The 11,677-nt window shown below is 72.3% G+C and carries 8 protein-coding genes and 1 rRNA gene; 4 read left to right on the top strand and 5 right to left on the bottom strand.

Annotation, left to right across the window (positions count from 1 at the left end; genetic code table 11):
• Positions 1 to 94, top strand: a 5S ribosomal RNA gene (gene rrf / locus ACZ6S4_RS41925); the annotation flags it as partial.
• Positions 95 to 237: 143 nt separating this feature from the next.
• Here rrf and ACZ6S4_RS41920 read toward each other — a convergent pair.
• Positions 238 to 2,400 (bottom strand): hypothetical protein, encoded by a 2,163-nt coding sequence (locus ACZ6S4_RS41920; RefSeq protein WP_465480220.1) that lies wholly within the window; start codon positions 2,398 to 2,400, stop codon positions 238 to 240.
• Between ACZ6S4_RS41920 and ACZ6S4_RS41915 the strand changes: the two genes are divergently transcribed.
• From ACZ6S4_RS41915 to ACZ6S4_RS41905, 3 genes are all read left to right on the top strand, one after another.
• Positions 2,350 to 3,336: a tetratricopeptide repeat protein gene (locus ACZ6S4_RS41915; RefSeq protein WP_465480219.1), complete on the top strand. Its 987-nt coding sequence runs from the start codon at positions 2,350 to 2,352 to the stop codon at positions 3,334 to 3,336. The two genes, ACZ6S4_RS41920 and ACZ6S4_RS41915, sit on opposite strands and share 51 nt — an antisense overlap.
• Positions 3,333 to 4,310: an HAD-IIA family hydrolase gene (locus ACZ6S4_RS41910; RefSeq protein ID WP_465480218.1), complete on the top strand. Its 978-nt coding sequence runs from the start codon at positions 3,333 to 3,335 to the stop codon at positions 4,308 to 4,310. Before ACZ6S4_RS41915 ends, ACZ6S4_RS41910 begins: the two co-directional genes overlap by 4 nt.
• A gap of 139 nt (positions 4,311 to 4,449) precedes the next feature.
• On the top strand, positions 4,450 to 5,922 hold the full coding sequence (locus ACZ6S4_RS41905; protein WP_465480217.1) for a DUF4407 domain-containing protein: 1,473 nt from the start codon (positions 4,450 to 4,452) through the stop codon (positions 5,920 to 5,922).
• A gap of 39 nt (positions 5,923 to 5,961) precedes the next feature.
• On the opposite strand, the gene ACZ6S4_RS41900 is transcribed toward ACZ6S4_RS41905, so the two are convergent.
• Genes ACZ6S4_RS41900 through ACZ6S4_RS41885 form a run of 4 tightly spaced genes read right to left on the bottom strand, consistent with a single transcriptional unit; the run spans position 5,962 to position 11,666 of the window.
• Positions 5,962 to 8,223, bottom strand: a complete 2,262-nt coding sequence (locus ACZ6S4_RS41900; protein ID WP_465480216.1) for a hypothetical protein — start codon at positions 8,221 to 8,223, stop codon at positions 5,962 to 5,964.
• Positions 8,220 to 10,007 (bottom strand): hypothetical protein, encoded by a 1,788-nt coding sequence (locus ACZ6S4_RS41895; RefSeq protein ID WP_465480215.1) that lies wholly within the window; start codon positions 10,005 to 10,007, stop codon positions 8,220 to 8,222. Before ACZ6S4_RS41895 ends, ACZ6S4_RS41900 begins: the two co-directional genes overlap by 4 nt.
• A complete protein-coding gene (locus ACZ6S4_RS41890) occupies positions 10,007 to 10,282 on the bottom strand; it encodes a hypothetical protein (RefSeq protein ID WP_465480214.1) in 276 nt (91 codons plus the stop codon). Before ACZ6S4_RS41890 ends, ACZ6S4_RS41895 begins: the two co-directional genes overlap by 1 nt.
• A gap of 1 nt (position 10,283) precedes the next feature.
• The gene (locus ACZ6S4_RS41885; protein ID WP_465480213.1) at positions 10,284 to 11,666 is read right to left on the bottom strand and encodes a hypothetical protein; all 1,383 of its coding nucleotides are present in this window, start codon (positions 11,664 to 11,666) and stop codon (positions 10,284 to 10,286) included.
• Positions 11,667 to 11,677 lie beyond the last annotated feature (11 nt).

The raw sequence follows: 11,677 nt of genomic DNA, 5'->3' as shown, positions 1-11,677 counted from the left end.
AACGCCCGGTCTCATTCCGAACCCGGAAGCTAAGCCCTCCAGCGCCGATGGTACTGCACTCGGGAGGGTGTGGGAGAGTAGGACGCCGCCGGACTCAACGTACAGTCGAGGGCCTTCCCCATAGGGGTTGGCCCTCGACTGCTTTTGTGCGTCAGGGCCCTAGTAGCGTTGGGTGGACGCGCGCTCGACCCGCGTCCCCGCGCCTGATGGCTGGGCCGGCACGTGAACGATCTTGTACTACCCGTAGTGATCTGCTCCGTACTTGATGTGCTCCGGCGGCCCCGCCGATGTTGTGAGGGCCTCGCCGAACTTGGAAGGACTTGACCCGTGAACCCAGGACCGCAGGACGGCGGCTCCAGCAACCGCGACGACGAAGGCCGGGACGGCCGCGGTCGCGACGGAGGCTCCGGCGCGAACCCCCGCGGTGACCGGGGAGACCGAGGCGGCCCGCGCCGCGAAGGCGGCTTCCGAGCCGGCGGTGACCGGGGCGGTGACCGCGGTGACCGGGGCGGCTTCCGAGGCGGCGACCGCGACCGGGGAGGTTCTTCCGGCGGTGGCGACCGTGGTGGCTTCCGGGGTGGTGACCGTGACCGTGGTGGTTACCAGGGTGGCGGCGACCGGGGTGGCTCGTCCGGTGGTTACCGCAGTGGCGGCGATCGCCCGCAGGGTGGCGGCTACCAGGGTGGCGGTGACCGTGGTGGGTTCCGCAGTGGCGGCGATCGTCCGCAGGGTGGTGGGTTCCGTAGCGGCGGCGATCGTCCGCAGGGTGGTGGGTTCCGTAGCGGCGGCGACCGTCCGCAGGGTGGTGGCTTCCGCAGTGGCGGCGACCGTCCGCAGGGTGGTGGCTTCCGCAGTGGTGGCGACCGTCCCCAGAGTGGTGGGTTCCGTGGCGGTGACCGTGACCGTGGTGGTTACCAGGGTGGCGGCGACCGCGGTGGCTCGTCCGGTGGTTACCGCAGCGGCGGAGACCGTCCGCAGGGTGGCGGCTACCAGGGTGGCGGTGACCGGGGCGGCTTCCGTAGCGGTGGCGATCGTCCGCAGGGTGGTGGCTTCCGTAGCGGTGGCGACCGTCCCCAGGGTGGTGGGTTCCGTGGTGGTGACCGTGACCGTGGCGGCTACCAGGGCGGCAGTGACCGTGGCGGCGACCGCGGTGGTTTCCGCAGTGGAGGCGACCGTCCGCAGGGTGGTGACTTCCGCGGTGGTGACCGTGACCGTGGTGGTTACCAGGGTGGCGGCGACCGTGGCGGCTTCCGCAGCGGCGGTGACCGTTCGCAGGGCGGCGACCGTGGTGGTTACCAGGGTGGCGGTGACCGTGGCGGGTTCCGTAGCGGTGGCGACCGTTCGCAGGGCGGCGGCTACCAGGGTGGCGGCGACCGCGGTGGCTTCCGTAGCGGCGGCGACCGTCCGCAGGGTGGTGGCTTCCGCGGCGGCGACCGCGACCGTGGCGGCTTCCGTAGCGGCGGCGACCGTCCGCAGGGCGGCGGCTTCCGCGGCGGCGACCGCGACCGTGGCGGCTACCAAGGCGGCAGCGACCGTGGTGGTTACCAGGGCAGCAGCGACCGTGGCGGCTACCAGGGTGGTGGCGACCGGGGTGGATACCGCGGTGGCGACCGCTCCGACAGCGGCCCGCGCAGCAGCTTCCAGGGTGGTTCCGGCGGTGGCTACCGGGGCGACCGGCCCCAGAGTGGCGACCGCGGCGGCTACCAGGGTGGCGGCGACCGGGGTGGATACCGCGGTGGCGACCGGCCGGGCAATCGCCCCGATGGCGGCTACCGGGGCGACCGTCCCCAGGGAGACCGTCCCCAGGGCGGCGACCGCGGCGGTTTCCGCAGCGGTGGCGACCGTCCGCAGGGTGGCGGCTACCAGGGTGGCGGCGACCGCGGCGGATACCGCGGTGGCGACCGGCCAGCCGGCGACCGCGGTCCCCGTGACGGTGGCTTCCGCGACCGTGCACCCCGCGACGACCGCGGCCCTCGCCCGGACCGGGCGCCCCGTGACGACCGCGGCCCGCGCGAAGACCGCAACTTCCGCAACGACCGCCCGACCCGTGACGACCGGGCACCCCGCGACGACCGGCCGACCCGTGACGACCGGGCACCCCGTGACGACCGGCCGACCCGTGACGACCGGGCACCCCGGGACGACCGGGCACCCCGGGACGACAGGGCACCCCGGGATGACCGTGGGCCTCGCGGTGAGCGTGGCTTCGAGCAGCCTGACCTTCAGCAGCCCGCGTTCCAGGCGCCTGAGCTGCCCGAGGACGTTGTCGCGACCGACCTCGACAAGGAGGTTCGCGCTGAGCTGCTGAGCCTGTCCCGGGACACCGCCGACCTGGTTGCGCGGCACCTTGTGGCCGCCGGTCAGATCATTGACGAGGATTCCGAGCTGGCGCTTCAGCACGCTATCGCCGCGCGGCGGATGGCTTCGCGGATCGCTGTCGTGCGGGAGGCCGTCGGGCTTGCCGCGTACGCCGTGGGGGACTGGACCACCGCGATCGCTGAGCTGCGCACGTACCACCGGATGACGGGGCGGCAGACGCACCTGGCCGAGCTGGCCGACTGTGAGCGCGCCCTGGGCCGGCCGGAACGGGCGATTGATCTGTTCCGTGGTGCGGACAAGGACAGCCTCGACAAGGCGGGCGCGATCGAGCTGCTCATCGTGGCCGCCGGCGCCCGTGGTGACCTCGGTCAGCACGACGCTGCTGTGGCGATGTTGCAGGTTCGGGAGCTGACCGCTGACGAGGACGCCGAGTGGGCCGTCCGGCTGCGGTACGCCTACGCCGACGCGCTGCTGGCTGCCGGCCGGCGGGACGAGGCCCGGGAGTGGTTCGCTCGGGCTGCGGCTGCCGACGAGGACAACTTGACCGACGCGGCCGAGCGGCTGCTCGAGCTGGACGGCGTCACGATCGAGGGCGACGAGCCCGAGGACGACGACGACCAGCCCGTCGAGACCCCGGCCGCCGCGGCGGAGACGGACGCCGACGAAGCGGACGAGGAATACCGCGACGAGGCGTTCGCCGACGAGGACGACGAAGAGGACGACGGCGACGAGGACGAAGAGGACGACGACCTGATCGAGGACGTCGACGCCGGCATCGACGAACACCAGGTGGACGAAGACCAGGTCGACGAAGACCGGGTGACGGAGGCCAAGACCGCCGACACGGAGGCCGAGACCGCCGACCCGGAGGCCAAGACCGCCGACACGGAGGCCAAGACCGCCGACGCTGAGGTCACCGGCGAGGCAGCGGAGGCCAAGGAAGAGACGGCGGAGGGCAAGGCCGCCGCCGCCGAGCAGATCACCGGCGAGGCGACGGACGACAAGGACAAGGCGTGAGTCTGGTTGAGGCGTACGACCTGGTCATCTTTGACCTGGACGGCGTCATCTACCTGATCGACAAGCCGATCGACGGGGCGGCCGAGGCGGTCGAGCGACTGCGCTCGGCCGGCACGGCCATCGCGTACGCGACCAACAACGCGTCGCGGCGGGCCCCCGATGTCGCCGCGCTGCTCACCGGCATGGGTGTTTCCGCCACCGCCGACGAGGTGCTGACCTCGGCCGGCGCGGCGGCTGCCCTGCTGGCCCAGCGGCTGCCCGCCGGCGCCCCGGTGCTCGTTGTCGGGGCGGAGGCGTTGCGGGCCGAGGTTCGCGACGCCGGGCTGGTTCCGGTCGAGCGGTTCGAGGATGAGCCGGTGGCCGTCGTGCAGGGTTACGGGCCGGACGTCGGCTGGAAGGTGCTGGCCGAGGCTTCGCTCGCGGTCCGCGCCGGGGCGCTGTGGATGGCGACCAACACCGACCGCACCCTGCCGAGCCCGCGGGGCCCGCTGCCGGGTAACGGTTCGCTGGTGTCGGTGCTGCGGACCGCGCTGAACCGCGAACCCGATGTGGTCGTGGGCAAGCCGGCACCGGCGTTGTTCGAGACCGCGGCTTCGCTGTCGAAGTCGCAGCGGCCGCTCGCTGTCGGTGATCGGCTTGACACCGACATCGAGGGCGCGGTCGGTGCGGGCATGGACAGTCTGCTGGTGCTGACCGGTGTCAGCGGGCCCGCGGAGCTGCTCGCGGCCTCGCCGGAGCGGCGGCCGACGTTCGTGGCGGCGGACCTGTCCGGTCTGTTCGGTCCGGCGCCCGCGGCGCGGCTCGCTGCCGGCAGCGACGAGCTCGGCGGGTGGCGGCTGGTCGACGGCAAGCTCGACGGCTCGGGTGACCCGGTCGACGCGTTGCGGCTGCTGACCGGCTTCGTCTGGGACGGCGGCAAGGCGCAGGCCGGCTCGGACGCGGCCCGGGAGCTCTTCGCCGCCTGGGGTCTGTAACCGCTGCTCGGCAACTGTCGTTGATCCCCCGTGGGCACCACGCCTACGGGGGATTTCCGTGTCCGGGGCAGCCGGAGATAGTGGACTCCCAGAGTCCGACGGGAGTCGACAGTCAGTGGCTGCAAGCGCGCACAAGGACATGAATTCCCCGCGGCGGGGGCTGCTGATCTGGCTCTCCGGCGCCGACCCCGACACCCTCTCGCGGAGCCCCCGGGAGAAACGCAAATACTCCGGGCTGGGCGGCGTCGTGCTGACCACGGCGGCGATGGCCGGGCTCTCCGCGGGCTTCGCCCTGCACACCGGGGTACGGGCCCCGCTGGTCGTCTCCGTCGGAATCGGAGTCCTGTGGGCGCTGGCCATCGCCAACCTGGACCGCTGGCTGGTGGCCGCGGCGGGCCGGCGTGAGCTGTGGTGGCAGAACCTCGCGACGCTCGTACCGCGGATCTTGCTGGCGCTGGTCATCGGCGCCGTGGTCTCGACGCCGCTGGTGTTGTGGATCTTCCAGCGGGAGATCCAGGCCCAGCTCACCATCACCCAGCAGGTCGAACGCAACACCTATGAGCAGAAGCTGCGGTCCGACACGCGCTTCGCCGTCATCCCCGCGCTGCAGGCCGAGGTCACCAAGCTGCAGCAGGTCGCGGCCGGTTCGCTGGTGCAGGACCTGGTCGGCAAGGACCCGGACGTCAAGCGGGACCAGGCCGAGTACGACGCGCTGGAGAAGCGGTACAGCGAGGCGCGGGCCAAGGCGATCGCCGAGTTCGACGGCTCGGACGGCACCGGGCAGAAGGGTGGCGGGCCGGCGTACAAGACGAAGCTGCGGGCCGCCGGTGAGTTGCGGGCGCAGCGGGACGCCGCCAAGGCGAAGCTCGAACGGTCCCGGAGTGCCGCCGCGGAGCGCCAGGCGTCCACGAGCACCAAGGAACAGGCGACCGCGCAGGCCGAGCTGGCCACCAAGGAAGCGGAGCTGGCCCGGCTCAAGAGCCAGAAGCAGGCCGAGGAGGACCGCTACCTGATCGACAGCGGCAACGACCGCGGCCTGCTCGCCCAGCTGGAGGCGCTGAGCCAGATCACGGACAGCAACACCACGCTGAAGACCGCGTACCTGACGCTGCTGCTGTTCATCACCGCTATCGAGATCCTGCCGGTGCTGACCAAGTTCCTGCTCAACATCGGGCCGCCGACCGCGTACGACGAGATTCTGGCCACCGCGGAGAAGAGTGACGTGGAGGCGGCGCGGACGCGGATCGAGTTCGAGCGGGAGCAGGAACGTCAGGAGCTCGAGGCGCGGGCGTTGCGGCAGGAGCAGATCCGTAGGGAGACCGCCGGCCGGGAGACGCAGGTGGAGACCGAGATCCGGAAACGAGAGTTGGACCGGTGGCACGGCGAGGAGCTGCACCGGCTGAACGGCGCTCCTGCGACTGAGACGGCTACCCGCCGTACGCTGCGTTTTCCGGGACCGCGCCGGGTCAAGCCGGACCGGACCGGCTACAACGACTGGCCGGCGGACGAGTCGGCCACCCGGCCGGCGAACCCGGGGACGTCGGTGGCCGTGCCCGATCCGGAGGCCGAGGGCGGCACCGACGCCACGATGCCGAGGTGGCGTTTCAAGTAATCAGAAGGGGAGAGCCGGGCGGCTCTCCCCTTCTTCGTCTCAGCGGTTGAAGTACACGGTGGCGACCAGCGTACCGGCGGCTGATTCGTCGCGGGCATCCACGAGTTGGAACGGTACGTTCTCCAGATCCGGCACCTTTTTGAGAGCTTCCTCGAGGTTGTCCGCCCTGCTCAGTTCGCTGCCGTAGTCGACGAGCATGACCGCGGCCGGGACGGCGCCCGGTGGCCGCTTCCGGTAGAAGTCGTCGCGGAAAGCCTGCTCGTCGGTGCGGGCTCCGGGGACGCGCGGCGGCAGAGTGATCGTCGTCGGTGGCGGGGCAATGGTCCTCGTCAGCGCCGGTGCTGTCCGGGTCGGCTGCGGTGGCACGGGCGCGGCGCCGTCGGTACGGGTGGCGATGAACGCGCCGGCAGAGACGAGCACCGTGACGGCGACGACACTCCCGGCGAGATACACGGGCCCCCGGCCGGCCAACCGCTGACGCAGACCCGTGCCCTGTGGTCCCGGCGCGCGCGGGGAGATGGTTTTGAAACTGCCGGTGTCCTGGCCCCAGGTGAGCGGCTGGGTCGCCGGTGCCGGTCCGCTGGTGGCCAGCTTCAGCGCGGTGGCGACCTGGGACGAGGCGTTGTTGTCGTAGCCGATGACCCGGCAGCGCTGCACGAGGGAGCTGGTGCGCGGCGCTTCCGGATCGAGTTCCAGCAGCGCTTCGAGGGCGCCGTACATCATGCGCTGCAGCCGGGTCGAGCGGCCGCCCGCGAGCTGTTGCTGCACGGTGTCGAGCATGGTGTCGATCCACTGCTCGTCGCAGCGGCCCTGCAGGGCGGTACGCGTGAGGTCCCGCGCGAGCCGCTGCAGCACGTCCGGTTCCGTGCCGGCCCGCGGTGTCTCTATGGCCGACAGCCACAGCATCGTGCCCACGGCCTGGCTGGGCAGCGGCTGCAACTGTTTGGTCAGGGAGCCCAGGAACCGCAGCGGTTTGGCCGCCAGGAGCACCTCGTCGTGCGCGGCCTGGGTGTAGATCAGATGCTCGTTGAGCTCGCCGACGACGATGCCCGCGTCCGGGGGGAAGTACTCGCTGTCGGCCCGCGTGGTGAGGCCCAGCCGCTTGAGCCACGCGCGGGCGGCGACCCGGTCCTTGAGGTCGTACAGCACGCCGGACCGCGCGATCCAGCCTCCGGTGACCGACCGCAGGCGCTTGGGCTGCGGATAGGCGCTCAGCAGCAGGCCGGCCAGCCGCTCGTGCCAGGCCGTCAGCTCCGGCCGGTCCGCGGTGGGCAGACCCAGGATGTTGTCCGGCCGGTCGTCCTGCGCCCGGAGCACGCCGGTGAGCAGGGCCTGCTCCAGCGGCGCACCCAGCTCCTCCCGCAACACTTGGACCGCTTCCACCGGCTCCTTGCCGGCCCACTCCGTGACCAGCGGCAGGTGGCCCTCGGCCAGCCGCCGGCGACCGCCGGGCGTCTGCAGCATGGACGGCACGTCGTGCCACTCCGGTACGTGGTTGGCGTGGCCCAGCTCGACCAGCATCTCGTCGAGAGTGAGCTCGCCACGCAACAGATCGGGGTCGGGGCGCTTACCCGTCGCGGCATAGTGCACCAGGTACTCGAAGCCCCGCCGTACGGCAGCAGTGCCCAGCCTGGTCTTGATCTCCTGCTCGGTCACGGGGCCGCGGCGGAACCACTGGTCGACGCTGTCCGCCCGGTGCGGTTCCTGGCGGCGGAAGTCCGCCGGCCAGCCGCCGGCCACGACCCGCAGCTCGGGGGAGTCCGGGCGTTGCAGCATGCACGTCGACCAGGACCAGGTGCGCAGTTCGCGTTCGGGCAGCACGCGGAGAACCGCCGGGATGATCGCCGCGGTCTGCGCCGGGTCGCCGTCCACCGGGACGGCGGCCTGCCGGGTCACGATGCCGCCGAGCACCTGCATCACGACGGTCTGGAAGCGCTCGTCGTCCGGGAGCGCCGGCCGGTCCTCCGCGGTGAGCTCGGTGCCCGCGGTCCAGGCGTCCAGGGCCGGCATGCCCTCGGGCGCGAACGCGAAGCGGCAGGTGCCGGCGACCCCGAACGGCCCGCGGCGGCCCTGCACGACGAAGCACCACAGCCGACGGCCCTGCACGGCGACGCGGCGCAGGGTCCACACCGGATGGCCGACCGTCGAGCGGATGCCCTCGGGCGGCTGGCTCAGATCCGCCTGCAGCAGCCGCTCAGCCGCCGCCCAGTATTCGCGGGGCGCGGCCGGGCCCACGTCGTGCGGGCTGAAGCCCCGGCCGGTCAGGTCGGCCCACTGCACCACGATCATGCCGTCGGTCATCTACGAGCCCTCCCAAGAACGGCCAGCAGGAGTTGGGTCAGTGCGGCGGCGCGGTCGTCGACGCGGGGGAAACGGTCGCGGGGGTCGAGCGGCTTGAGCCGGATGTCGTCCACCGCGATCGGTACGGTGGCCAGCGGCGAGCACAAAAAGAACCGCAGGGTGATCCACGGTTCGCGGTGCATCCGGAACAGGGCGCTCTGCTGGCCGAGGCCGTACGCGAGCCCGCAGCCGACCGCCGACATGATCAGGTCCCGCAGCAGGATCAGGGCGCCGGAACCGGGCTGCAGGGCGCTGTCGAGATGCTCGTCGATCGAGGGGACCCGGACGTGCTGCGGCACCTCGCTGGTCATGTCCCCGCGCGGGATGCTGACCTCGTTGTCGGTGCCGACGTGCACCAGCTTCCAGAACTCCTCGGGCTGCGAGAAGTGGTCCAGCAGCCCGCGCGCCACCTGCACGGCGCGGCGCTGCCGTACGGCGGGCTCGGGGTTGTGCGCGCCCCAGATGTAGGTCAGCAGCTGGGTGGCGCCCGGGTCGGCGCCCGCGCCGCGCGACCAGCGGTCCATCGCGACGGACAGGTAGGTCGCCGTGCCGCGTTCGACCTCGCCGGGCGCGCCGATGTCGCGCAGGTCGAGGCCGGGCTTCTCCAGCGCCGCGCGGATCAGGTCGCACTTGCTGATCGCCACGAGCATCTGCAGCGGCCGGCCCTCGTTGGTCGCGAACAGCCCGTCGACCATGGTGATCTGCAACCCGATGTCGTCCTGGATGGACTCACGGTTGCCGCGCACGACGTCGGCGCCGGACGCCTTGACCGTGCCGGGCCGCAGGCTGCCGTCGAGCAGCAGCCGCTCCTCGGCGACCGACTCCGTCGCCATCCACTCGGGCGCGTTCGGGGCCACCGCCGGGTCGACCACCCAGAGCAGCGCGTCGAACGAGCGCAGCATCCCGGCCTCGCGGCGGTTGGTGCCGTGCTCGTCGAACAACTCACCGGGCAGGTCGGCCACCCCGGTCCAGGTGCGCCGGCCGGCACTGTCGGTGCGTACCACCAGCGGCTGGCGGAACTGCTTGCCCCACTGCTGGGCCCGGCGTTCGCCGTCGGCGACCGTACGCCGGACCAGCTCCTGGATCGCCGCGAGCGCGTCCCGCAGCTGGTCCTGGAGCATGCCGGCCGGGGTGGCCTGGCCGTCCGTACCGGTGGGCTGGATCGCCTCCCCGGTCTGCCGGGTGTCGTTGTACTTGCGGATCCGCGAGGTCAGCGGCAGTTCCTCCAGCGGGCTGAGCTTGCGCAGCCGGATCCGGCCCGGGTCGTCCTGGGCGTCCCACCGGGTCAGGTTGTCCAGGTTCTGCTTCAGCGTCCGGACCAGCAGGTAGGTCTTGCCGCTGGCCGGCGCGCCCATGGCCGCGACCATGTTCCACTCGTCGATGTTCTGACGGGCCTCGTCCGGCCGGCGAGCCGGACCGGCCCGGAAGACGGGCGTGGCATCGGGAAAGATGTGCCCGCCGCCGCAGAGCAGGTAGACGAAGTCGACCTCGTGCTCGTTGAAGGCCGGGTCCAGCGACTCCGCCGGGCGGTAGTTGCCGGCCAGCATCGTCACCCGCCACGGCATCCCGTTGCGGCCGTCGGGCGCGCCGACCTCGAGCCGGAACGACGGCGGCATCATGAACCGGCCGGTCTCCGGGTCCAGCGGCGGCTGGGCGGCGCCGAGCAGCTGCCGGCACACCGGGCAGGTGCTGCCGAAGCGGCTGGTCGGGTCCTCCGGCGGTGGGGGCGGCTTCGGCCAGCGCATCAGCCGGCCAGCCAGACGACCAGGAACGTCAGCACCGCAGTGCCGCTGCCCAGCACCAGGCCGACGGTGGCGCCCCAGCGGCTCCCGGTCCGCGCGGCCACCCCGAGGTAACCGGCGACACCGGCCTCGACCTCCACGAACGTCGGCTGCCCGGGGCCGGGTGCGGCGTCGATCCAGTCGCCGAACTTGTGGCCGTACCCGGCGAAGTGCTCGTCGGGCTGGCCGCACTGCCGGGCCACCCGTTGCCGCAACGCCTCACGCCATGAACGGTTCACGTCATCCCCCGCCCGCCAGAACACCCAGCGCCGCCCCGGCGACGACGCAACCGACAACCCAGATCGACAACCAGAGCGCGGCCCGGCGCAGTGCCACCGCTTGCGCCTGGCGGCCGATCGCGTCGTACGCCCGGTGCACCCGCTCGGGCCGCGTGGCCGGACCCTGCTGGGCGTACGCGCGGATCTGCTCGATGGCACCGGCGAACGCGTACACCAGGTCGGTACGGGTGCGCGCCGCGACCGGAGCCGGCTCGTCCGCGCAGCGCTGCTCGGCCGCGAACACCTCGGTCAGCCAGGACTGCGCCCACGGATGCGACGACTCGATGGCGATCTGCCCGCGCGGCCCGGTGCCGAACGGCTCGGCCAGCACGACGATCAACGGCTCCCAGCGGGGATCGGCCCAGTGCTCCCGCAGCGCCTTCAGCACCGCCTCCTCGCTGTCCGCCACGCGCTGCGACGGGTTGTCGGGGTCCGTGTGCAGCAGGGTGTGCTCCACCCAGTGCCGGCCGGCGAGCGCGCACAGCACCACGATCAGGAAACCGAAGCGGTCCTGGGCGTAGAGCAGGCCGGGCGTGAGGTTCCAGCCGCCGGCGGTGTCGTGCCGCATGCGGCGGATGCCGCCGTACTCGTAGAGCTCGGTGCCGCGCAGGACGGCCGGCGGCGGGTCGGCCTGGGTGGCGGCGTCCGTGTCGATCAGCACGTAACCGCTGCTGTCCTGGTTGGCGCACCAGCAGACGTTCTCCGGCTTGATGTCGCAGTGCGCCCACTTGAGCTGGTGCAGCTGGTCCAGGCCGGCGGCGAGCAGGCGGAAGTCGCCCAGGTGCTCGGTGCCGGGCCAGCGCCGTACCGGCTCCCAGCGCAACAGGTCGATCTGCGGGGAGACGGCCAGCAGGTAGAGGTCCGGGCGGGCGTCCTCACCGATCCACGACGGCAACCGGCGGTGCAGCTGCGCGACGATCTGATCGGACGGGGTGCCGAGCCGGGTGGTGACCGCGCCGGAGAGCTGTTCGAGCTGGCCGTCACCACGGACCACCTGCACCGGCACCACCGCCCAGGGCGGCTCGACCGGGGTACGGCGATCCGTACCCCCGAGGTAGCGGTTGGCCCGCTGCAACGCCGTCGCCTGCTCGTGCAGGTGCTGGCGCAGCGCCTCGGCGTCACCGAGGTCGGCGCAGCCGTAGATCTTCACGTGCCAGTCCGGCCAGCCGTCCCGCTCGTTGGACGCGGTGGTGAAGATGACCTGCGTGTGGATGCGCCGCAGCTGACCGGTCGCACCGCCCCCGATCGGCGGCACGTCGAAGTCGACGCTCTTGCGTTCCCGCCCGCTGGGCGGGGCGACGGTCAGCAGCACCTGCCACTGCGGCCCGCTGAGGTCGATTACCATCGCGGGTTCGT

The organism is Actinoplanes sp. NPDC051405, assembly GCF_055586185.1.
The sequence above is the reverse complement of the archived record's forward strand: the minus strand, read 5'-3'. Positions and strand labels throughout refer to the sequence as shown.

Excerpts from the sequence above, each read along its gene's own strand:
- ACZ6S4_RS41900 (WP_465480216.1), bottom strand. The coding sequence starts at position 8,223 with ATGACCGACGGCATGATCGTGGTGCAGTGGGCCGACCTGACCGGCCGG.
- ACZ6S4_RS41895 (WP_465480215.1), bottom strand. The coding sequence starts at position 10,007 with ATGCGCTGGCCGAAGCCGCCCCCACCGCCGGAGGACCCGACCAGCCGC.
- ACZ6S4_RS41905 (WP_465480217.1), top strand. The coding sequence starts at position 4,450 with ATGAATTCCCCGCGGCGGGGGCTGCTGATCTGGCTCTCCGGCGCCGAC.
- ACZ6S4_RS41885 (WP_465480213.1), bottom strand. The coding sequence starts at position 11,666 with ATGGTAATCGACCTCAGCGGGCCGCAGTGGCAGGTGCTGCTGACCGTC.